The sequence below is a fragment of the Kiloniella sp. genome (assembly GCF_048259265.1).
GTDB lineage: Bacteria > Pseudomonadota > Alphaproteobacteria > Kiloniellales > Kiloniellaceae > Kiloniella.
Window position 1 is genome coordinate 328,830 of record NZ_JBLXHT010000001.1, and the last position, 22,340, is coordinate 351,169.

At 44.6% G+C, this 22,340-nt stretch carries 20 protein-coding genes and 1 tRNA gene; 12 read left to right on the forward strand and 9 right to left on the reverse strand.

All coding sequences use genetic code 11. The features are described 5' to 3' along the window. The first annotated feature begins 9 nt into the window (after window positions 1-9). A complete protein-coding gene (locus ACN0QW_RS01575; RefSeq protein ID WP_417428166.1) occupies window positions 10-882 on the forward strand; it encodes a 4-(cytidine 5'-diphospho)-2-C-methyl-D-erythritol kinase in 873 nt (290 codons plus the stop codon). 71 nt (window positions 883-953) lie between these two features. Here the strand turns inward: ACN0QW_RS01575 and ACN0QW_RS01580 are convergent, their stop codons facing one another. Next, on the reverse strand, window positions 954-1,835 hold the full coding sequence (locus ACN0QW_RS01580; protein WP_417428168.1) for a peptidoglycan-binding domain-containing protein: 882 nt from the start codon (window positions 1,833-1,835) through the stop codon (window positions 954-956). 267 nt (window positions 1,836-2,102) lie between these two features. On the opposite strand from ACN0QW_RS01580, the gene ACN0QW_RS01585 reads away from it, so the two are divergent. Continuing rightward, a tRNA-Gln gene (locus ACN0QW_RS01585) sits at window positions 2,103-2,177 on the forward strand. A 323-nt stretch (window positions 2,178-2,500) separates the two neighbouring features. Further along, window positions 2,501-2,611, forward strand: coding sequence for a nitroreductase family protein (locus ACN0QW_RS01590; RefSeq protein WP_417428170.1), 111 nt, complete (start codon window positions 2,501-2,503; stop codon window positions 2,609-2,611). A 499-nt stretch (window positions 2,612-3,110) separates the two neighbouring features. Here ACN0QW_RS01590 and ACN0QW_RS01595 read toward each other — a convergent pair whose 3' ends face one another. Beyond that, window positions 3,111-3,836, reverse strand: coding sequence for a GNAT family N-acetyltransferase (locus ACN0QW_RS01595; protein ID WP_417428172.1), 726 nt, complete (start codon window positions 3,834-3,836; stop codon window positions 3,111-3,113). A 249-nt stretch (window positions 3,837-4,085) separates the two neighbouring features. On the opposite strand from ACN0QW_RS01595, the gene ACN0QW_RS01600 reads away from it, so the two are divergent. The 5 genes from ACN0QW_RS01600 to ACN0QW_RS01620 all read left to right on the forward strand — a co-directional run bounded on the left by ACN0QW_RS01600 (window position 4,086) and on the right by ACN0QW_RS01620 (window position 10,873). Next, window positions 4,086-4,982 carry a fused MFS/spermidine synthase gene (locus tag ACN0QW_RS01600; protein WP_417428174.1) on the forward strand — a complete coding sequence of 299 codons (897 nt, stop codon included), beginning with the start codon at window positions 4,086-4,088 and terminating at the stop codon, window positions 4,980-4,982. Between the two features lie 105 nt (window positions 4,983-5,087). Continuing rightward, the gene (locus tag ACN0QW_RS01605; protein ID WP_299373758.1) at window positions 5,088-5,525 is read left to right on the forward strand and encodes a YaiI/YqxD family protein; all 438 of its coding nucleotides are present in this window, start codon (window positions 5,088-5,090) and stop codon (window positions 5,523-5,525) included. A 59-nt stretch (window positions 5,526-5,584) separates the two neighbouring features. Beyond that, window positions 5,585-7,360 carry a sensor histidine kinase gene (locus ACN0QW_RS01610; protein WP_417428177.1) on the forward strand — a complete coding sequence of 592 codons (1,776 nt, stop codon included), beginning with the start codon at window positions 5,585-5,587 and terminating at the stop codon, window positions 7,358-7,360. A gap of 285 nt (window positions 7,361-7,645) precedes the next feature. Next, window positions 7,646-8,671 carry a TAXI family TRAP transporter solute-binding subunit gene (locus ACN0QW_RS01615; RefSeq protein WP_417428179.1) on the forward strand — a complete coding sequence of 342 codons (1,026 nt, stop codon included), beginning with the start codon at window positions 7,646-7,648 and terminating at the stop codon, window positions 8,669-8,671. A 90-nt stretch (window positions 8,672-8,761) separates the two neighbouring features. Beyond that, a complete protein-coding gene (locus ACN0QW_RS01620; RefSeq protein ID WP_417428181.1) occupies window positions 8,762-10,873 on the forward strand; it encodes a TRAP transporter permease in 2,112 nt (703 codons plus the stop codon). 78 nt (window positions 10,874-10,951) lie between these two features. Here ACN0QW_RS01620 and ACN0QW_RS01625 read toward each other — a convergent pair whose 3' ends face one another. Continuing rightward, window positions 10,952-11,608, reverse strand: a complete 657-nt coding sequence (locus ACN0QW_RS01625) for a hypothetical protein (RefSeq protein WP_417428183.1) — start codon at window positions 11,606-11,608, stop codon at window positions 10,952-10,954. 186 nt (window positions 11,609-11,794) lie between these two features. Between ACN0QW_RS01625 and ACN0QW_RS01630 the strand changes: the two genes are divergently transcribed. Next, window positions 11,795-12,934, forward strand: a complete 1,140-nt coding sequence (locus ACN0QW_RS01630; RefSeq protein ID WP_417428185.1) for a DNA alkylation repair protein — start codon at window positions 11,795-11,797, stop codon at window positions 12,932-12,934. Between the two features lie 87 nt (window positions 12,935-13,021). On the opposite strand, the gene ACN0QW_RS01635 is transcribed toward ACN0QW_RS01630, so the two are convergent. From ACN0QW_RS01635 to ACN0QW_RS01650, 4 genes are all read right to left on the reverse strand, one after another. Further along, window positions 13,022-13,513 (reverse strand): copper chaperone PCu(A)C, encoded by a 492-nt coding sequence (locus ACN0QW_RS01635; protein WP_417428187.1) that lies wholly within the window; start codon window positions 13,511-13,513, stop codon window positions 13,022-13,024. Window positions 13,514-13,598: 85 nt separating this feature from the next. Next, the gene (locus tag ACN0QW_RS01640) at window positions 13,599-14,027 is read right to left on the reverse strand and encodes a DUF2946 family protein (protein WP_417428189.1); all 429 of its coding nucleotides are present in this window, start codon (window positions 14,025-14,027) and stop codon (window positions 13,599-13,601) included. A 58-nt stretch (window positions 14,028-14,085) separates the two neighbouring features. Continuing rightward, window positions 14,086-14,760 (reverse strand): tetratricopeptide repeat protein, encoded by a 675-nt coding sequence (locus tag ACN0QW_RS01645; protein WP_417428191.1) that lies wholly within the window; start codon window positions 14,758-14,760, stop codon window positions 14,086-14,088. A 137-nt stretch (window positions 14,761-14,897) separates the two neighbouring features. After that, complete coding sequence (locus ACN0QW_RS01650; protein ID WP_417428192.1) at window positions 14,898-15,167, reverse strand: hypothetical protein; 270 nt, start codon at window positions 15,165-15,167, stop codon at window positions 14,898-14,900. Window positions 15,168-15,574: 407 nt separating this feature from the next. Here ACN0QW_RS01650 and ACN0QW_RS01655 point away from each other — a divergent pair, with 407 nt between their 5' ends. Together ACN0QW_RS01655 and ACN0QW_RS01660 are read left to right on the forward strand one after the other, a co-directional pair. Continuing rightward, window positions 15,575-18,562: a phosphoenolpyruvate carboxylase gene (locus ACN0QW_RS01655; RefSeq protein WP_417428194.1), complete on the forward strand. Its 2,988-nt coding sequence runs from the start codon at window positions 15,575-15,577 to the stop codon at window positions 18,560-18,562. A 108-nt stretch (window positions 18,563-18,670) separates the two neighbouring features. After that, a complete protein-coding gene (locus ACN0QW_RS01660; protein WP_417428196.1) occupies window positions 18,671-19,210 on the forward strand; it encodes a DUF924 family protein in 540 nt (179 codons plus the stop codon). Between the two features lie 79 nt (window positions 19,211-19,289). On the opposite strand, the gene ACN0QW_RS01665 is transcribed toward ACN0QW_RS01660, so the two are convergent. Together ACN0QW_RS01665 and ACN0QW_RS01670 are read right to left on the reverse strand one after the other, a co-directional pair. Then, entirely contained in the window at window positions 19,290-20,264 is a 975-nt protein-coding gene (locus ACN0QW_RS01665; RefSeq protein WP_417428198.1) for a glutathione S-transferase family protein, read from the reverse strand. Between the two features lie 23 nt (window positions 20,265-20,287). Beyond that, window positions 20,288-20,998 (reverse strand): pirin family protein, encoded by a 711-nt coding sequence (locus ACN0QW_RS01670; RefSeq protein WP_417428200.1) that lies wholly within the window; start codon window positions 20,996-20,998, stop codon window positions 20,288-20,290. Window positions 20,999-21,124: 126 nt separating this feature from the next. Between ACN0QW_RS01670 and ACN0QW_RS01675 the strand changes: the two genes are divergently transcribed. Next, window positions 21,125-22,027, forward strand: coding sequence for a LysR family transcriptional regulator (locus ACN0QW_RS01675; RefSeq protein WP_299372111.1), 903 nt, complete (start codon window positions 21,125-21,127; stop codon window positions 22,025-22,027). The last annotated feature ends 313 nt before the right edge of the window (window positions 22,028-22,340 follow it).

Below are 22,340 nucleotides of genomic sequence, written 5' to 3' on the forward strand. Positions count from 1 at the left end.
TCAGTTTCGATGCAACAGATTAGTGAATTCGCCCCTGCAAAGATAAATTTGTCTTTGCAGGTAACTGGGCGACGAAATGATGGGTACCATCTTCTGAAAAGTTTGGTGGTATTCGCCAATGTTGGTGATCGGTTGCTCTTCGAACCTGCGTCTGATTTTTCTCTTAAGGTTACGGGACCTTTTGGTGAATACTTGGTTGGGGCCCCTGATAATCCGGAAGATAATCTTGTGCTCAAAACAGGTCGAAAGTTCCAGAAGCTTTTGGGTGTTGATAAGGCTGCAACCGTTACGCTTGAGAAAAACCTTCCTGTTGCATCCGGTATCGGCGGGGGCTCTGCAGATGCAGCGGCGACACTAAGAGGGCTAATGCGCTTATGGAGAGTAGAGCCTGATCATATTACTGGTTTGCGTGATCTTGCTTTGCAAGTGGGGGCTGATGTTCCTGTCTGTCTTCAGGGAACGTGTTCTTGGATTGAAGGCATTGGTGAGCTTGTAAAGCCAGGGCCGCAGCTACCCGATCTTTACTGTGTTCTTATTAACCCGGGATGCCCAGTCTCTACCCCACACATTTTTCGGACACTGAAGGGGCAGTTCTCTCAAATTTTACCGGGGCCCGGACCAGAATGCAGCATGTCAGATCTGCTTGGATACCTGAATGACAGTGGCAATGATTTGGCCAAACCTGCCATGCAACTGGAACCCGTAATTATAGAGAGCATCAGGGCGTTAAAAGAGCGAACAGGATGTCTATTTGCGAGTATGTCTGGCAGTGGTGCAACTTGCTATGGTCTTTATGAAAGCCGGGATGCTGCTGAAAATGCAGCTGTTGAAATCGGGCAGACCAACAAGGAATGGTGGGTTCAGTTCGCAACCCTTTGCTGAGGGCGCCGATTATAAGAAAGCGGCGCTCTTTTGTTGGAAGAGAGCACCGCTTTTACACTTGACGATTGGCCTTAATTATTGCTGAGCATTTTGTCGACAGCTTTTAGCTCGGCTAGGAGCTCCTGTGTCGGTTTTCCATCTACTTGTAACCCAGAAATTTCTTGAAATAGGCTGATTGCGGCGACTGCCTCGTGATCAATATTGCCGTCGATCCTGCCGGGATCAAAATTCAAACTTGCGAGTAGCCCTTCAATTTCTTTTAGCTGTTCGACCCGCATTCCATAGGGCGAGCTGGCATTTGGATTAGGTTCATCCGTGGCCTGAGTCGCTGTCGCTTGAGAGCTGGTATCATCGACAGATATAATCGATTCATTACCAATCAGAAAAACAGCAAGTACCCCGAGAAATAGCACCGCGGCGACGGTAATCATTTTGGCCAAAGAGTACCCTTTTTTAGGGCGTGCAATCGCATCTTTGGATTCCGCGGATAATGATTTAGTTTTGTCTTTTACTTTTGCAGAGTCTTTCTTTGGTTTTGTGGCCTCAACTTTTTTGTCTGTACTTTTCTCCTGAAGCTTTTCAGATGGATTGGACCTCGTAACCGGCGCCTTTAGGGCGGACTTATTCGCACCTTCGCCTACGGGTTCAGACTTGTTTTTGTCCGTGACTCTTTTTGATGTTGCTGTAACTGTTTTTGCAACTGGCCCCGTCTTTTGGGGGCTGCTCTCGGTTTTCTCTGATGATGATGTATCAGAAGAAACACTGGTTTTACTCACTGCTTTTTTGGTGGTTGTTTTTTTTGCAGGAGTTTTTTTAGGTGTTGTTGAAGTACTCTTTTCTTCAGGTTTTGCCTTGGCAGAAGACTTTTTTGCAGCAGTTTTGCGCGTCGTCGGCTGGCGGGATTTGCGGCTGGTTGGCTTTTCGTCTTCAGACTTGAGCTTATCGTCGCTCATCAATTCCAGTTCCCTGTGTTTCTATATTTGGTGTTTTAGAGCAAGAATTGCCCCGGGTGGATGCCTTAATTGGCGTATTTCGTTTGATTACCACTCATTATTTACACAAGGATAATCAATATCTGGGTTAGGGGTAAAGCATTCAGGTTTAAAAGAGGTAAATATCCTTGAAGAATACTAAAAAAAATAATTAAAAAAATGTGATAAAAATTGCTTTTAAGCCATTGACTTCCTCGGAAGTAACGCTATTTTCTCTCCCACATCTGATGGGACGTCGCCAAGTGGTAAGGCACCGCTTTTTGGTAGCGGCATTCGCAGGTTCGAATCCTGCCGTCCCAGCCAATGAGAGAGGCCCCGAGATTATATCTTGGGGTCTTTTTCGTTTTATCCTGTAAATTAAGAATGACATGACTTCATTGGAATTTATGTTGAGTCTGTTTCTTTTCCCTAACTGTGTTAGCTTTTTCAAAAGTTATATTTCCAAAGAAACGCTCTAAAACACTTCTTGGAAAATAGTGCTAATCGGAATCGTTTCTAGCTCTTTATAAAAATAAGAACAGGGATAGTTGGTCATGTGAGCAGAATTTCGAGTCGTACCTTTTGAAGGATTGCCTAATTATACCGAGGATGAAAGACGCCGACGTTCACATGATTTCCATTGTTTGATGCAGAAGCGCCGAACAATTCGCGACTTTTCTTCGACACCAGTTGATCGGGCTATTATAGAAAATGCCTTACGCACGGCAGGGCTGGCACCTTCTGGAGCAAATAGGTAGCCGTGGTATTTTGCTATTGTATGCAATCCGGTCATCAAAACGAAAAACAGGGAAGCTGCTGAGATCGAAGAGGAAGAGTTCTATGCGGGGAAAGCGGGAGAGGTTTGGTTAAAAGATCTTATTCCTTTGGGGACAGACCCGAAGAAGCCTTTTTGGGAGATGGCCCCTTATCTTATTATCGTTTTTCAACAGAACTACGACACGAATCCCGATACTGGTGAGAAGATCAAACATTATTATATACAAGAATCCGTTGGACTGGCGTGTGGCTTATTTGATTACAGCATTGCACAACGCTGGTCTTGCAACACTGACTCATACGCCAAGCCCAATGGGTTTCTTCAGAAATTTGTAAGGGCGTCCTAAACACGAAAAACCCGTCATGATTATCGTTGCTGGTCACCCATCAAATTCAGCTTCCGTTCCTGAAGAGGTTTATAAACAAAAAAAGCTCTGAGTGTTATCTCTACCTAGTTTGAGTGAACAATAACCCGCTGAATTAGGCAACCAGTTCCTGCCTTATTTTCTGGGTGAAATCTGACAGGCTAGTAATCTGGCTACCGTCAGAGGTGAAGTTGCTTTTATCAAGCCAACGGGAAAACGCCAGTTCCATGACAGGCCATTCAGTATCAAGGATTGAGAACCAAGCCGTATCTCTGTTCCTTCCCTTTACGATACCAGTTTGTCTGAAGGTCCCTTCATAAGTAAAGCCTAGACGTTTTGCTGCTGATTTTGAGCCTTCGTTTAATGCGTTGCATTTCCATTCATATCGTCGATAGCCAAGATCCACAAAAACATGGCGCATCATTAGATACATGGCTTCTGTCGCGATAACAGTTCTTTGCAGGGCAGGTGAAAAATTTATATGGCCGACTTCTATTGAGCCTGCTGCTGGTGTGATACGTAGATAGCTTGCAACGCCGAGTGCCTTTTGTGTTCTTTTGTCAATGACAGCATAAAAAAGAGGGTCAGTTTGTTCAGACATCTCTTCGACCCATTTCTGATAGCTCTCAATCTGGGGAAAAGGACCATAAGGAAGGTATGTCCATATCTCATCTTCGTTGCTTTGAGAATTCGCGACGAAAAGATCTTTTGCGTGGTATTGAGGGTTTAATTTTTCTAATTTGCAATATTGGCCAGCGAGCGTTTTAACATCTGGGTGGCGAGGCTCTGCCCAATTGGGTACGATTGGGCCAATTGGCTGGCCAAGGGAATTCTTACACATTTTTATGTATCCGTATCGTGAGTTCACGCGTAGTTAGTCATAAAATGAGTCTGATTCGTAGGGCCATTTGTCTTATAATGATAGGGCCGCTTTGGTTGAGTTTTTTTCGACATGGTTAGTGAAAATTAATAGATCTCTACGCGTGCCTACTTTTTGATATCTTTCAGGGGTTTTATGGACTCTATGATTGTCCGGCACGGCATGCTTTACTATACATCGCTTATATATTTTTATGAATAGGACAGATCATTGGCAGATAAAATTGATTTTAGTACCTGGTGGCATGAAGATCCAGGCGCAATTGGCTTTACACATGCCATGAAAATGGAGCTTCTGCACAGTGAACAGAGCCCTTTCCAGAAGATTGAAATTTACGACCACAAGGACTTTGGTCGAGTTCTTGTCTTGGATGATCTTATTCAAGCATCCGAAGCAGATGAATTTATCTATCATGAAATGGCTGTTCATGTTCCTGTCCTTGGCCGCAAGCGAGAGAACTTGCGCGCGTTGATTGTGGGTGGTGGCGACGGCGGTCTTCTCAGAGAGCTTTTGGTTCATAACAACATTGAAAAGGTTGTTATGGCAGAGATTGATCGACGTGTTATTGAGCTTAGCAATGAATATCTCGCGATAAACGGAGATTATAATGATCCACGGGTTGAGCTGATTTGTAATGATGCGGCGCGTTACGTCATCGAAGCTTTGGATAGAAAAGAACAATTCGACCTTATCTTTATGGATATCACTGAACCAGTGGGGCCATCGGCTAGTTTATTTACCGAAGAATTTTTAGATAATCTGGTCGCTATCCTAAAAGACGATGGCGTCTGCATTGATTCGGATAGTATTTTTATTGGTAAAGACCGGATCAGGTTCTTGCAGGAAGCTTCCAGTGAAGAAGATCACAGCCTGTTAGAGATTATGCGTAGTGGTCGTTTCTTTCCTCATCTGGATGTCTATCGTTCAATTGTTCCTATGTATCCGGGCGCAGAGTTTGGCTTTTTCCTTTATACCAAGGATGGCTTTGATTATTCTGATCCTTATATAAAACATGATGGCAAACACTATAATGCAGCTGTTCACAAGGCTGCCTTTGCTTTACCGAACTGGTGGAAAAATGAACTTGGGTTCGGTAAAAAGAAGTGATGATTAAAAGAGTTGATCAAGTGGACACCCGCAAAACTGTTTATTTGTGTTGGTCATTGATCACGGGGCATTGATCAGGGCGAACATTCATAATGGAAGTTCAGAATGGAAATTTATGTAGATGGGGATGCTTGTCCGGTGAAGGATGAGGTCGTGAAGGTTGCGGAACGGCATAACCTAAAGGTTCATATGGTTAGTAATACCTGGCTCAGATATGGTCGGCATCCTTTGGTTACGTCTGTGGTCGTTCCCGAAGAGCCTGATGCTGCAGATATCTGGATTGCCGAGAATATAAAGCAGGGAGATATCGCCATCACTGCTGATATTCCGCTGGCGTCTCGCTGTGTGGCTGAAGGGGCGAAAGTTTTGGATCACAAAGGTAAAATTTTCACCGAAGATGCGATGGGTATGACCTTGGCGGTCAGGGACTTAATGACCAATTTACGTGAAAGTGGAGAAGTGAAAAGCTATTCACCTGCCTTCACGAAGCAAGATCGATCTCGATTTTTGTCTTCCTTGGATCAGCTTATACATAAAAAATAATGATAAGACGGTGGTGTCGGATCTGTTGAGCGATATTCCTCATAAAAGTGATGTCTTCGATGCCTAGAATCTCATGGAAAACCTTTTTGCTTTGGCTCAGTGGGCTGGGAGTAGGCATTGCCGTTGTGTACGGAGCTGGATACTGGGTTGGAGTTCTCACCGCACGAGATTTGTCGTTGGTTGGGCAAGAGAGGTTGTCTTTGTATCAAGGCACATTGCGGTCTGCCTTGGAAAAACATCGTTATCTCCCTTTTGTTCTTTCTAGAGATGAAGGAATTAAGAACTTACTGAGCGAAGATGACGGCAAAGAAGGCGTCGCAACTTTGGTCAATCGCTCATTGAGGGCCACAAATCAAAAAGCAGAGTCAGATGTTCTCTATGTTTTGAATAGTGATGGGACAACTCTTGCTGCTTCTAACTGGTTGGAAGAGCGTTCTTTTGTGGGGCACAATTATGCTTTCCGACCGTATTATAAGGATGCCATAGAAGGTCGCGAGTCAGGTTTCTTTGCTGTTGGTGCGACGACAGGTGTTCCCGGTTACTTTATGTCCCACGCTGTTCTGGACAAAGCAGGGATCAAAGGAGTGATCGTTGCCAAGGTCGATATGAGGCCGCTGCAAAAACAATGGCACAATGGCGGTGAGCATGTTTTTGTCACTGATAATAATGGTGTCATCTTTCTGTCCAGTCGAGATGAGTGGCGTTACCGGACTATTCTGCAAATTGATAACGTCGCCATGGCTAGAATCAGGAGTAATCGTCAATTTGGTGGGGCGGATTTGATGCCGCTTAATCTGCAACTTCACACGCTTTTTAGTCGAAATGTTTTTGAAATAGACGGGCAACGATACCTTTCTTTGAAAAGGGATTCCGTAAAGCCCGGCTGGGTAATGCATTTTTTAATCCCACTGAAGCTTGTCGAAGAGAAACAACAGACAGCTTGGATTATCGGTTCTGTTTTGTTGATGCTGTTTTTTCTTGGGGGGCTTTTCCTGCGCGAACGGCGCCAAAAATTACGTTCAGCACAGCGGGCGCGGCAGGCGGGCAGGTTCCAGAAAATTAACAAAAAATTACAGCTGGAGATTGACGAGCGAAAACGCACAGAAACGCAGCTGCTGAAAACACAGGAAGATCTGGTTCAGACGGGCAAACTTGCAGCTTTGGGGCAAATGTCCACAGCGATAGCTCATGAAATCAATCAGCCAATGGCGGCAATAAGGACTTTTGTTGCCAGTGCTCGTTTGTTGCTTGCCAAGGGAAAAAAAGACAGCGTGAAAGAGTCTTTGGTCGAAATATCTTCACTTACGGATCGTATGAGTAATATCACGGGGGAGCTGAATAGCTTTGCGCAAAAAGCTCCTGTTGAGTACGACGTTGTCAATCTCAGAGAAGCCCTGAAAAATGCTATAAACCTGATGGAAACAGTTTGGAAGCCAGGTGAGATCGAACTCCATTTCCAGGATTTGGGTACGCCTGTTTTTGTGAAGGGTGACCTTCTTCGCCTGGAGCAAATTTTTGTGAACTTGTTTCGTAATGCTGCGGATGCCATGGGCGGACAAAGGGAGAAGAAAATTTTCGTTTGCCTTCGTCAGATAGATCAGTGTGCAATTGTTGTTGTCGAAGATAGTGGGTCGGGTATTGATCCGAAGAATCTGGATCAAATTTTTGATCCCTTTTTTACGACAAAAGAGGTTGGTGAAGGTGTTGGGCTGGGATTGTCGATCAGCTATGGAATTATCAAAGATTTTGGGGGAAACATTCGAGTTGAAAACGTCAAAAAGTCCGGGGCCAGATTTGTTATTGAATTCGCGGCTGTTTTTAAACTCGATATTTAGGTTTTATGCGCGGAAAGTTGCCGATCCTAGATTTGCATATAGGCAAAAATTTGCCTTCAATTTTTTGTTTATTTTCTAATATCATTATTTTTCAAGGTGTTGGTGGGGTGCTTTGGTGGCATGTTTTTTGCTAATTTTAGCGGGATATGTTTTTATCTCTACGATGCTTGTTTTAAAAATCCCCGAATGGATACTGGCCTTGTTCCAGTGAAATGAGTAACGTGGAGCCAAATATGCTCAAACACGTAGTCTATAGAAAATAATAAATGTCTTAGGGAGGCTCTTATGAAAATGATGAAAGCAATTAAAGGTGTTGCTGCTGCTGCAACAATCTGTAGTGCATTGTCCGCTGGTGCCGTAGCACAAGCTGCGGAAGCTCGCGATTATCTTATGGCAACGGCCAGTACTGGCGGGACTTACTATCCTGTAGGTGTTGCGATTTCTACTCTTGTTAAAGTTAAATTGCAGCCAAAACAGAAAATTGGTCTCTCAGCAATTAACTCTGCTGGCTCAGGCGAGAATGTAAAACTACTCCGTGAAGACGAAGCGCAGTTTGCTATTCTTCAAGGGCTATACGGGTATTATGCCTGGAACGGTAAAGGTCCTGTAGAAAAAGACGGTCCACAAACAAAAATGCGTTCTGTCTCAATGCTATGGCAGAATGTGGAGCAGTTCACTGTTCTTACAGAACACGCGAAGACAGGTACAGTTGCTGATCTCGCTGCTATGAAGGGCCAGAGCATGGCCTTGGGTAAAAAGAACTCAGGTACCATTGGATCAAATACTGTTTTGCTGAAAAACTTGGGCGTTGATGCAAATGCAGATTACAGCTTGGTCCATGTTGGGTATGGACCATCTGCTGATGCGCTGCAAAACGGGCAGGTTGCTGGTATGGGAACGCCATCAGGTACGCCAACAGGTGCTGTAACCAAAGCGATGGCTGCAATGGGTGATAAAATCACTCTATTGAACTTCACCGCCGAGCAAGCAAAACAAGCTGATGGTGGTTTCGGTCTTTGGACACCATTCACTATTGCTGCTGGTACTTACCCTGGACAGACAAAGGATATTACGACCATTGCTCAGCCAAACTTCCTTGCTGTGCGTGATGACGTAGATGAAGATGCTGTTTATCAGATCACAAAAACGATCTATGAAAATCTTCCTTTCCTTAATGCAATTCACAAAGCAACCAAAGCAATGAGCACAGATGCAGCTCTGGCTGGTTTACCCGTGCCATTGCACCCTGGTGCTGTGCGTTATTACAAAGAAATTGGTATGGATATTCCTGCAAACTTGATTGCGAAATAATCAACCGAAGTCGTAATATTTCAATGCTTTATCGGGCGCTCGACATGTCGGGCGCCCGTCTTATTACTACGCTTTTCTTTCGGGGAAATCATGTCACAAGAAACAAACGCACCAGAAGTTGAATTGGGCGAACACGAAGCGATTGTCCGTGGTGATGAGGGATGGATCGGAAAGGTCGTTTTTGGCCTTGGGGTGATCATTTCTCTGATGCATATCTACTTCAACGTCTTTGCCGTGATACCGGGGCTTTGGCAGAACTCATTGCACTTTGCAGGTTTCGTCCTCATGGGGGCCTTAATTTATCCGATGATCGGGAATGGCAAAAACAGAGGGCTTCTTGTTTTCGATGTGGCCTTGGGTCTCTTGGGGGCTTTTGCTGCGCTTTACATGATCTCTATGGAAGACGCCATCTATGAACGTGGGGTTCGTTTAGAAACGCCAGAGTGGGTATTTGGAACTTTATTAATCATTATCGCCATTGAATTCACCCGCCGGACAACGGGATGGATTATTCCAATTCTTATCGTACTGGCCCTGACTTATATCGGGTGGTGGGGCGCCCTTATTGACGGTGTATTTAAATTTAAAGGCCTAAGTAACGAGACAATCCTTTTCAGAAGTGTTTATGGTGATGATGGGTTGTTTGGAAACATTGCTCGCATATCGTCCACCTTTGTCTTTATGTTTATTCTCTTCGGGGCTTTTCTTGTGCGTTCTGGTGCTGGAGATTTTATTATTGATCTCGCACGTGTCGTTGCAGGAAAAACAGTTGGTGGTCCTGGCTTAGTTGCTGTGTTTGCGTCTGGTCTTACAGGCACTATTTCTGGTTCAGCTGTGGCGAATACAGCATCGACGGGTGTAATAACTATTCCCTTGATGAAAAAGGCAGGATTTCCTGCCCGTTTTGCAGGTGGCGTTGAAGCAGCAGCGTCAACGGGCGGGCAGTTGATGCCGCCCATTATGGGGGCGGGTGCCTTTGTAATGGCAAGCTATACACAAATTCCATACACGACGATTATCGCCGTATCTTTTCTGCCGGCTATTCTCTATTTCGCAACGGTAGCTTTTTTTGTGCGTATGGAAGCAAAACGCAGCAATGTGCACGTTGTTGAAGTGGAAACGGAAAGTGCCTTTGAAGTTCTCAAAAGGGGTGGATTACCATTTCTTGTACCAATAACAGTCCTGATTGGTTTGTTGATCTATGGCTTTACCCCGACCTATGCAGCTGGCTTTTCAATTATCGGGGTCGTTGTCGCTTCGTGGTTGACGCCGAATAAAATGGGTCTACGTGCCATTCTCGATGCTCTGGCACTCGGCGCACGGAATATGGTCATGACAGGGATCTTACTCTGTACGGTCGGTTTGATTGTTAATGTTATTGCGACGGCCGGGATTGGGAATACATTTTCTTTGATGATTACCAATTGGGCAGGGGATAGCCTGATCATTGCGATGGTGCTTATCGGGCTAGCCTCGCTTGTTTTGGGAATGGGCTTGCCTGTTACAGCATCATATATTGTGTTGGGAACGCTTTCTGCCCCGGCTCTCTATTCACTTATTGCGGATGGTTTATTGGTTGAGGCTATTGCCGCGGGTAATCTGGCTGATGATGCCAAAGCCATCTTTATGTTGGCAGCTCCTGAACGTCTTGCCGAAATTGGTTTGCCGATGTCCACAGAGGCCGCAAAAGGAATTCTGGCGTTGGTTCCGCCAGATATGTCCGACACCCTGCGACAAATGGTGTTGGATAAAGATACTCAAATCTATGCGTTGTTATCCGCGCACATGATTATTTTTTGGTTATCACAGGATAGTAATGTAACGCCACCTGTTTGCTTGACTGCTTTCACGGCAGCTGCAATTGCCAAGACTCCGCCCATGGCAACAGGGTTACAGTCCTGGAAAGTAGCCAAAGGCCTTTATATTGTTCCGTTACTTTTTGCCTATACCCCATTCTTGGGTGGTGAGTGGCACGAGGTGCTTATGATATTTGGGTTCTCTCTTGTTGGTCTGTATGCTTTTACAGGGGCGTTGCAGGGGTACTTGGAAGAAAAACTGAGCTGGCTGGAACGAGGTGTCGTTTTTGCTCTCGGGGCTGGGTTGCTGTGGCCGCTGGGATGGCAAATTCATCTTGCTGTTTTAGCTGTTTTTATTGTCTTTTTCTTCTGGAACAAAAAAAGCGTTGCAACTGTCCAAATATAGGGGAAATACCGCTTTTAGGATAGGAAAGGCCGGTATCGGATACCGGCCTTTCGTTGTGGTTGGGGGCTTTGGTTTTGTTTATTGTGTTGTACTTTTCTTAATGATTTCCATCTGTTCGATGGCAATTTTCAATCCACCTTCGTGATGATACCAAACAATACGGCCGTCTTTATCCAGATCCTCCCCCGCAAAGAGTGCTTGGGTTAACTGCTTGAGATTTTGTACCATAGGGGCGGCGGTTTCGGGAGTTTTACTCGAAAGGATTTGCTTTGAAAGTTCGAGAGCTTCTCTGGCGCGGCGGGTTGTATTGCGACCAACTGATGCGACCATAATTCCGGAAACACGGACAATATCACTGGCATCTACTGAATCAGATGCCAGTTCAGCGTGAATTGCCACACCTTCTGATGCTCTTATTAAGCCGTAACCAAGTCCGGGTCCTTTTGCTTCCTGCGTAGGGTCTAAAGCGTGCAGAACATGACGAGTGTGTAGGTGCATAGAACCTAGGTCTGTTAGATTCGATGCCGCTAAACCAGCGTGAGTTCTGGCGACTTTGGCTTCCGCAGTAGCAACGGGAAGTAATCCCTGTTCTTGAGGTGTGTCCGCCCAATGGGTCATGACGTGGTCGACATGCTTTAGGGCTTCGTTTGCAGTCGCTGAAAAGTTTATTGCCGCGGCAAGAATAAAGACCGTCATGTAAAGGGATGAGCATTTTCGTTGAGATTTAAGCATCATTTCGTTCCGGCGTATCCAAAGGTTTCCATATCATTATATGACCCTATAGAAATGATTTGAAATGACGAGCTAACAGTACTCAAATTGTTGTGAGCGTGCACTGTAAATACCTACTGACACAATGCTGTCAGGAGGGGGGATGTAAAAGAAGATGCCAAGCAACCCATGAAAGCAAACAGGATTATTATGGAGCCCTTTAAAGAAGTTTTTAATCTGAAGTCAATATCCAAGATGGCTGAGCATCTTAAGGCACAACAAAGTGATTTTGACCGGGAAGGGTTTATTGCGTTTGCGACGAAAGATCTGAGTAAGCTTGAATTAAAGCAACGATCTGGAAGGATCACTGAGGCACTTTATAAATATCTGCCCGAAGATTTTTCCCGTGCTGCAAATATTTTACTGGGGATTTTGAACCCCGATGAAAATATATCGATAAGTGATCAGGGTACTTCAGATAAAGGTGTGTCCGGCTGGTTGGTTATGCCTATGTGTGATTATGTTGCGTTCTATGGCAAAGAGCATTTTCATCTATCCATGGAATTACTCAAGGAAATGACCAAGCGTTCGAGTTCTGAGTTTGCTATTCGACACTTTTTACTTTCTGCACCCGCGGTAACATTGGCAGAAATCATGAACTGGGCAGATGACAAAAATTATCATGTGCGTCGATTGGCTTCGGAAGGTTCTCGTCCTCGATTGCCTTGGGCGATGCAATTACCAGACTTTATCAAAAATCCTGCCCCTTTATTTCCTCTTCTGGAAAAGCTTCGGGATGATCCAGAAGAATATGTGCGGCGCTCTGTTGCCAATAATCTCAATGATATTGCAAAAGATCATCCTGATCTTGTGGCTGACATTGCGAAGAAATGGATGAAAGGGGCATCTAAAGAGCGGCAGAAACTTATTCGTCATGCCTGTCGTACCCTTATAAAATCAGGACATAAAAAGTGTTTAGAAGCTCTGGGGTATAAAGATGCGCAGGTTGAATTGATTGATTTTAGAGTGCTGACCCCATCCGTAATCTATGGGGAAGGGGTGGAATTTGAAGTGACAATGACCTCTGAAAGTGATGAGGATCAGGCGCTAATTCTTGATTATGTTGTTCACCACCGAAAAGCCAATGGCGGAACGTCTCCCAAGGTTTTTAAATGGAAAACATTTAAACTTGCCGCAGGGGAAAAGCACGAAACCAGAAAGCGTCACAATATTAAACCGATAACCACCCGCAGGTATTATCCGGGACTTCATCAGGTCGAGATCATCGCAAATGGTAAATCACTTGGGCGTAAAGACTTTGAATTGGTTATGGAAGAAGTCAGTGCATAGAAGATAAACTGTGAGTAAAGAAAAAGCCGAGCTTTTGGTAAGCTCGGCTTTTTTACCATTTAAACCCGATTTTGGGTTAATGACCTTTTAGTGATTACTGTGATCTTTGTCCTCACCGTCCATTTTCATCGCGCCACCTTTTTCAATATGCACCATAATATCGACGCTACCAGCTTTTTCAAAAGTCAGTGTTAGAGGAAACATTTTGCCTTCTTTCAATGGTGCTTCAAGCCCCATTAGCATGATGTGAAAACTACCCGGTTTTAGCTCAACCATTGATCCCGCAGTAACAGGAATACCACCTTCAACCTGGCGCATTTTCATGACGCCATCGACCATAGTGTGAGAATGCAGTTCAATACGTTTGGCTGCAGAACCCGCGGCTGCGACCAGTTTGTCATCTTCGGCGCCCATATTGTGTAGTGTCAGGAATGAAGCGCCGTTCTTCATTTGGCCAAGCGTAGCACGCGCCCAAGGTTGTTTAACCATGATGTCGCCGGCTTTAAAATCCTTCGCAGAGGCTAAACCAGAAAGTGTTAGGGCAAGAAGGGCTGTTAGGGTAACGAGAAATTTTTTCATGATAACCTCATGTTGTTTTTCAGGCCCAATGGCCAGAAAATAAAGAAAACATAGATGGAGTTTGTTCTACTTGGTGGGGGCTTTACTAAGCGCGCGGAGGCGCCCTTGAAGAATGGCGCTGATCATCAAGGGGTAGTTTGGCTTGATTTGAGCCTATGACCCGCCACGATAAGGTACTTTGCACCAACAGGGGTGCTGTTCGCTTATCAGTATTACGCTGAAGCGTATAAAAAGCACAGGTCAAACAATGATCACAATGATCCGTCAGAGTTGTTGAACTTGAATCATTTTGCTGGTTTTGATCTATGCCGCTCGAGGTGCAAATAAAGCCCAGAGATTTTTCCAGCGTGACCTGAGCGTCGTTTGAATCGGTAAGGGGAGAAGCCGTCGTTTGAATGGAGATAAAGAAGCTTATAAATATTGGCAGGAATAACTTGAAACAGAGCGCAAATATGGAAAGCGCCGCAATGCTTTGTTTGTCCTGTTTCGCTATCTGTTTATCTTGCCGGGGCATATTATGCTCAAGTATTTTAAAACTAGCCCTTAGAGCAGGGCATTATCATACTTGATCCTTACCTTCTTGGGAAACTCTTGGCAAGTTCTTCACCTTCAAGAACCTCTATCGAAGTCATTTTCGCGCTTATTTGTCGCAGAGATTGAGTGCCATAGGTGTTTCCTTGAAGAGATGAAGTTTTGTACCAAGCATAGGCCTTTATAAGATTTACTTGAAAGCCCCGACCTTTTTCGTAAAAACGTCCCAAGTTTCGCTGGGCAATAGGATGCCCTTGCATTGCTGCTTTGGTATACCAATAGGCTGCTTTGTCGTAATCAACGACGCGTCCAAGGCCATTCTTAAAGATTGCAGCCAAACTGTTTTGTGCCGCAGGGTCGCCTGCGTTTGCTGCTTTTTCTAGCCAGTGGACAGCGAGGTCAAAGTCCTGCCTAACGCCAATACCATCTGTATAGTATAGTCCAATAAAACTTTGGGCTTGGACGTGCCCCTGTTTTGCAGCTTTTAGATACCAGAAAGCTGATTGTCTATAATCCAAGCTCCCCTTAATGCCTTCGCGATAAATATGCCCCATATAGAGCTGCGCTGTTGTATCTCCGTTTGTTGCTGGTTCTCGAAATTCGGATAGGGCTGCTTCCAAGTCACCACGATTATAAGCTTCTAACCCGCGCGATGTCTCAGCAAAGGATTGAGACGTTATAAAGAAGAACAAAGCTGAAATAAAAAAGCGTAGCATTGGATCACTATCGATTTTTAAAGAGGCGAAAGCGGCTGAATATAATCACAGGGCGTAACGATACTTTAGCTTACAGGAAAAAATTAAATTCCGGAATGCTTTAAAGGCTGTTGCGCTTATATGTAAGGTAGAGTGTTTTATACGTCCGGTGCGATGATCAAGATATGATCATTGTCGTGATACAAAGTCATTCCATTTGCAAACTGACTATAGGTCAGCCCACCAACATCTGTGCCAGATGCTGTGATATGTGAATCTTCAACAACACCTGTTTCGATCAAGGGAGTGTTTGATTCGATTTTGAGCGGTTCATCGCGTGCAAACAGAACCACTTCCCCTGCGTCATCAGGAAGAAGGTCGCCTAGTTGCAAGACGAGTTCGTCGTCATTTTTAAAAAAATCGCTCATGCTTTAGTTTTATTCCTTTATGAATGTTGATGCAACGATTTTTTCTAGTGATTCCAGTGGCTTTTCTGTGACGATACCAAAATTAACCATATTGAACGGCGAATTGTAGATTATTATTCAACAGGCTTTTTCTTTTGAGGGGCAAAAATTTATCTAATTAGTTGAAAAAAATAGAATATATTTAATTTGATTATGAACTGATAGAAGAATTCTCTTTGCTAGCTTTGTAACTTTCTCTATATAAGCACAGAAAATTATAAAGTGGTCATATAAAAATCCCCAGCACGACAGACCCGAATTAAATCGGGAAACTAAATATAAAAAAATGACCATGAATTCGAAGGCATGAATGACGATCTAAGTCTGATGTGCCCTAAGTAGTGTCGTGAATGGGAAGGTCAAAATTAATGGCAAAATCTAAAGCCTCTAAAGGGCTCGCTTTGGACGCGTTGTTTTCTCAGGTTAAAGGTGAGAAGCGTTTTACGGAAGCTTGTGCACTGCGTGATGAATTGGAATCTCGCCTGATTACCATGCGGCAACAGACAACCAGCCATCCGCTGGGAAATCCGGTTCTGGAGCTTGCTCACGATCTTTCAGAGCGTCTTGCTGCAGGCGAGCTTTCCGTCGATCTACTTTCCCAGTTGGTGCAATATTTATCTGTCGAAGCCTTTGGAGGCAGAGCAAAGCGCGTTTCAGATTATGTTGGTGTCGAAAGTATTGCTGATAATAAATCCAGGTTGTCGGAGCTTTTCAAAGCGTTGGCTTTTGATGATGAGAATACTCAGCTTTCGTTCGAGGCTTTTAAAGACAAGCTGGAACGCGAGGCATTCGGGATTGTTATCACCGCGCATCCGACCTTTGGTTTGTCTAAAGAGCTATATCAGGCTCTGGCCCAGTTTACGGCGAATGAAAGTTCAGATGGACAAGCGCTTGATACCAAGGCGATTGATACACTTAATCAGCTTGTTATAGGTAACTCTCATGAGCCTGATCAGGCCATTGATTTACTTGCTGAACATGGACAGGCGATGGAGGCTATCGCTTCGATACAGCAAGCCTTAAGAGAAGTATACGACGTTGCTTTGGCCGTTGCAGAAGAACTTTATCCTGAAAAATGGACCGAGCTTTCTCCACGTGTTCTATCCGTGGCAAGTTGGGTCGGGTATGATTTGGATGGCAGGACCGATATTACATGGGCGAATACGCTCCACACCCGAATGAAGGTTCAGGTTGTTCAACTTGGCTACTATATTTCCAAACTGAACGAGATAACTACAGCTCATCAAGGTGAAAAGGATGAACTGGAAACCACGCTTGCCTTGATCAAGAGCCGGGTTACCCTTGCTTTGCATGTGGCTGAAAAAGAAACTGAATTTTTCAGTGATAACAGTGCATCAGAAGAAGCCTTAAAAGAAATATCCCGTTCAATTGTTGCAGACGATGGTGCACGTTTGGTGCATACTGCGGAATTGATTGAAGCAATTAACCGCGCCCTCAACTTAACTGATAATACTGAACTGAAACGCTCTCTGATTATTTTGAGATCTGAAATTGCAAACTATGGGCTGGCAACATCTCATATGCATGTCAGGCTCAATTCTGCACAACTCCATAACGCTATTCGCAAGAATATTGCTATGGAAGGTGAACCGGATGATCCCGGACGCCGCCGAGGGAATTTCCGCGCACTTTCCGGTTTGTTGGATGAGGTGCAACCAATTCGCATAAACTTTGGCTCGTTATCTGCTGAACACACGACCGCAAAACGCATGTTCATGTTGATTGCCCAGATGATCAAGTATGTTGATGCATCGCGCCCAATCCGCTTCTTAATTGCTGAGTGCGACACACCTTTTACCATTTTGACAGCCCTTTATTACGCAAAGCTGTTCGGTGTTGATGATCTGCTGGATATCTCTCCGCTCTTTGAAACGGGAACTGCGCTAGAACGTGGCAGTGAGGTTATTGCCGAGCTTCTGGAGAACGAACATTACCGTGCCTATGTCGAAAAGCGCGGTTGTTTGTGTATTCAAACCGGTTTCTCTGATGCCGGACGCTATTTAGGACAGGTTTCGGCGTCACTTGCTATCGAACGTCTGCATATGAAGCTGGCACGGTTGCTTGCTGATTATAAAGTCAAAGGCGTCGAGGTTGTTATTTTTGATACCCACGGCGAATCAATGGGGCGCGGGGCACATCCGTTGAGCTTTAATGATCGCCTTAAATATGTGTCTTCCCCGATGACACGTTCATTGTTTGCGGCGAACAATATTCCGTTGAAACAGGAAGTCAGCTTTCAGGGCGGGGACGGATATCTCTATTTCGGAACACCCAAGCTGGCCCTGACTACAGTAACCCGCTTGCTGGAGCATGCGCTGGGTAAGCCGACTGTGGATGACGAGGATGCTTTTTATACCAACACAGACTATTCACTAGATTTCTTTTTAACCCTGAAAGACTTCCACGAAAGTACGCTAGAGAACAAAGACTATGCAGCGCTTCTGGGGTCTTTTAGTACGAATCTTTTGTATCAGACAGGATCGCGAAAAAGCAAACGCCAGCACGACAAACATCACGGTATTGATCGGGGGCATCCGTCCCAGATCAGAGCGATCCCGCATAATGCGATCCTTCAGCAACTGGGGTATCTGACTAACACGGCGGGTGGTTTTGGTACGGCGATATCTAGAGACCTGGATGCCTTTGTGAAATTACACGGAGAATCAGATCGGGTTCGACGCTTTATGGATATGGTGTCCTATGCAAAAGGTCTTAGTAGTTTAAACACGCCAGAAGCTTATGCGGCACTTTTCAACCCCCGATACTGGCTTGCGAAGGCTTATGCCGTAAAGCATACAGAACGGGCTCGTGATCAGCTTCGGCTTTCTAATCTTGTTGGTGATACGCAGCGTTATGATGGCATGAACAGGATGTTACAGGTTTTCCGCCAAGATGCGATCCATCTCCACAGTGGGTTGGATGCGCTGGCTGCCGATGGTCAAGAGAAGGTCTTCCCTTTCGATACCCGTCGGCGAATCAATCTGATCATCCTTCATGTCGTTCGTTTGTGTCTCATTCAGGAAATTTTCTTGTTGGCGATGCGCATTCCTACTTTTGCCAACCGCGATGATTTAACGCTTGAGGATTTGATTCAAGATATTATTGCGATGGAAATTCCGGCAGCTTTAGAGGAACTGAAAGCGACTTTCCCCGTGCATGAAGGCAAGACGGTTTTTACCGAGAAAGAGTACGGCGAGCCCAGCGATTATAGCGATGATGAAACCCGCGATTATTCGGATGAACATATAAATATTTTTGAGCCAATCGAAGAGCTGTATGATCTTTGTCGCAGGATCTCGGTCGGTATTTCAAATAGTATTGGTGCGCACGGGTAAAGCATTGGTATAAAAAGGTTCAGAACCTGTGATTATTCATGGTTAGGACGTAGATTACAGGTTCTGTACTTTGATGAGTATAATACCTATTCCTGAGGGGAGTACACCGTGATCGATGATGTTTTGGGTTTTTGGTTAGCTGACGGTATGGACCGGAAGTGGTTCTTTAAAGATCCGGAATTCGATCGTGAAGTTGCCGAGAAACTCGGCCCTCTCTATCAGCAGGCAAGTGCAGGTGAGCTTGATCATTGGGCTGATACAGCCAAGGGCTGTTTGGCTCTTTGTATCTTGCTCGATCAAGCGCCGCGTAATCTGTTCCGAAATGATCCCAAGACCTTTGCGACGGATAAAAAAGCATTGGAGATTGCTAAAAAGGTCGTGAATAAAGGGTGGCACACAGAACTTCCGCAAAGAGAGCGAAATTTTATTCTTTTACCCTTTGAGCATAGCGAAGATCTTGCCATGCAGGAAAAGTCTTTAGAGCTTTATCAGCATATGGATGAAAATCCAGACTGGTTGAGTTATGCGCACAAGCACGAAGTTATTATTCGCCGATTTGGTCGTTTCCCGCATCGGAACGAAGTACTTGGACGAGAAAGTACACCAGAGGAAATTGAGTTTCTGAAGCAACCGGGATCTTCTTTTTAGTTCAGAGTGCTAAAAGGTTTCAATCGGTCGTGTACACCGGCTCTGGATTGAGCCGATATACACGGATGCTCGTTTTAAGCTATCTATTATGAGGCTGGTTGAAATTGATATCAGGTCCAGCAGGAATGACGCCCGTTGGGTTAATGGTCCCGTGGCTGCCGTAATAGTGGGCTTTGATGTGAGGGATGTTGACCGTTTCTGCGACACCTTCGTATTGGTAAAGCTCGCGTGTTAGAGCCCATAGATTTGGGTAGTCAACAAGACGTTTTTTGTTGCATTTGAAATGTCCATAATAGACGGGGTCAAAACGTAACAAGGTGGTGAAAAGACGCCAGTCAGCTTCCGTCAAGCGGTCTCCGGCCAGATATTTCTGTGAATTCAGTCTTTCTTCTAGATCGTCTATCATTTTGAAAAGCTCGAAGTAAGCTTCTTCATAGGCTTTTTGAGTTGTTGCAAAGCCGCTTTTGTAAACGCCATTGTTAATGCTGTGATAGACGAGCTCGTTCACATTATCGATGGCTTCACGCATATCTTCAGGATAAAAATCTGGAACATCATTTGTCGCAAAGGCATCAAAGGAGCTATTGAACATCCTGATGATTTCAGAAGACTCATTTGAGGTAATTGTCTGCTCTTTTTTGTCCCACAACACAGGAACGGTAACCCGGCCCGTATAGTTCGGATCAGCTTTTGTGTAGATTTGATAGAGATACTCAGACCCATAAAGATGATCTTCGGTAGAGCCAAGATCCCCGGGTTTGAATTCCCAGCCGTTTTCTTTCATTTCCCAGTGAACGACAGAGACTGAGATCACTTCTTCCAAACCTTTAAGACTTCTGAAAATCAGGGCTCGGTGTGCCCAAGGGCAAGCTAGATTTACATAGAGATGATAACGCCCGCTTTCGGCAGGATAGCCTTGTTCTCCGTTGGGGCCTTTGGATCCGTCCGCCGTCACCCAGTTTCTGAACTGGGCATCTTTGCGTTGAAATTTACCATTGCTGCTTTTGGTGTCATACCAGACATCATGCCATTGGCCATCTACGAGTTTTCCCATTTATCTGTTCCTTTCCTCTTGTCTTATTGAACCGTATCTGGCAGGTCCGCAAAAATTAACTCTGCGTTCCCGAGGGCTTTGATGTTTAAGTTTTCTTCGTTCGCGATCATTGCACCGTCTCGCTCATTCAGTTGCTGACCATTGAGTTCGATCGAACCTTTTGAAACCACAAGGTAGCCTAGTCGGTCTTTCTCTATGGGTTGGTTTATCTCTTCATTCTCTTTCAGGTGCGTCCCGTAAAGAGTAGCGTTTTGATTTATAGGTAACGCATTGGGATATTTTTTCTCTCCGGACGCCAGTGGTAGAAAACCACTCGCGTAATCAGCTTGGGAAAAGGTTTTTTGATCCCAATGAGGCTTAAGGTAGGTTTCTGAAGGTTGAATCCAGATTTGATAAAGTCCGGTTATTTCAGCTTCGTTATTATATTCGCTGTGAATGATGCCTTTGCCAGCCGTCATCACCTGAATATCGCCTGCGGGTGTTTGTCCTTTGTTTGAGAGGTGATCTTCATGAGAAATAGCACCATATCGTACATAGGTGATGATTTCCATGTTCCGGTGTCCATGCATTGGAAAACCGCCACCGGGTTGGATTTCATCATCATTCCAAACCAATAGAGGGCCAATGCCTGTTCTTTCAGGATTCATATAGTTTGCAAAGCTGAAATGATAATGGGCGTTTAACCATTCATTCTGAAATCGGCCCAAACTATCAAATGGTCTGATGTCAATCATCGGGGTCTCCAATACACTTAAAAATGACTATTAAGCTATAGATAGTTATATCACTTTTGTTTTATAATAGCTGAATTAAGAACAACATTGTTTCTTTGTGGAAACAGTGACTGGTAAGGGCAAGAGATGAATCTGAATGAAATGGCGGTTTTTGCTTCGGTTGTTCAACATGAAAGCTTTACAGCTGCAGCCCAGGCATTGGGCATTAGTAAGTCTGCAGTATCTAAACAGGTGAGCCGCCTTGAAGATCGCTTGGGAATCCGATTATTAAACCGTACAACTCGGCGTCTCTCTCTGACAGAAGCTGGCAGGTTGTTTTTTGAAAAGTGTCAAGCCGTTATGGATGTCGCCGAACAGGCAGAGTATGCAGTTTCTCGATTATCCGCGACACCCAGAGGGTTATTGAAAATCAATGCCCCGATGTCTTTTGGGATCAAGTGTATGGCCCCCATGCTTGCTGGCTTTAGAAAGGACTACCCCGAGATAGAGATAGATCTGGTTCTTAATGATCAAATGGTTGATCTGGTCGAAGATGGTTTTGATGTTGGCATTCGTATCGGGCGGATGATGGACTCAAGGCTGGTTGCCAAGAAAATATCTGATTGTGGAATGAGTATTATTGCTGCCCCATCCTATTTTGAAAAAAGATACAGGTCAGTAATCCCTTCAGAACTGACGGGGTATAACTTTCTGCATTATTCAAACCTGAATAGAATTACAGACTTAAAACTTACAGGAGAACAGGGGACTGTTAGGGTGTCGTTGAAGAGTAATCTGTCGGCGAACAATGGAGATTTTATTCTTTCTGCTGTCGAAGAGGGCATTGGTTTTGCCTGTATGCCAGATTTCATTTCTCGTGAAGCGATAAATCAAAAACGAGTGGTGAAACTATTTCCAGATTGGGAAGTGGATACAGATAACGCAATATATGTTGTCTATCCGATCAATCGCAATCTCTCGCCTAAAGCCCGTGTGTTTATAGACTTTATTGCAAATTTCTATGGGAATAAGTCAAATCTGAATCGTTGATTTTTTATGGGCGATTGTTATGGAAAAAGCATCTGCGATATTTTCTTGCTTTGACACGGTAAAAAATCGTGATATCGAAGATATGCAAATCGTATTTACTTTTTTAAGGCTTGGTCATTTAGATGCCCAACTGTTGTGAACACCTCCGACGACGACGCACCTGCCCTCGAATTTCTGTTCGCAGGGCTGTTAGTCTGTGTGTCGAGATGGACCGTTCAGCGACCTGAGTATCAGGTCAACCTGCACTACCAAAGACAGCAGTTAGCAAAAAAGATGTCTTTGATAAATAAAAGTACAGGCTCTTAGAGCTGGC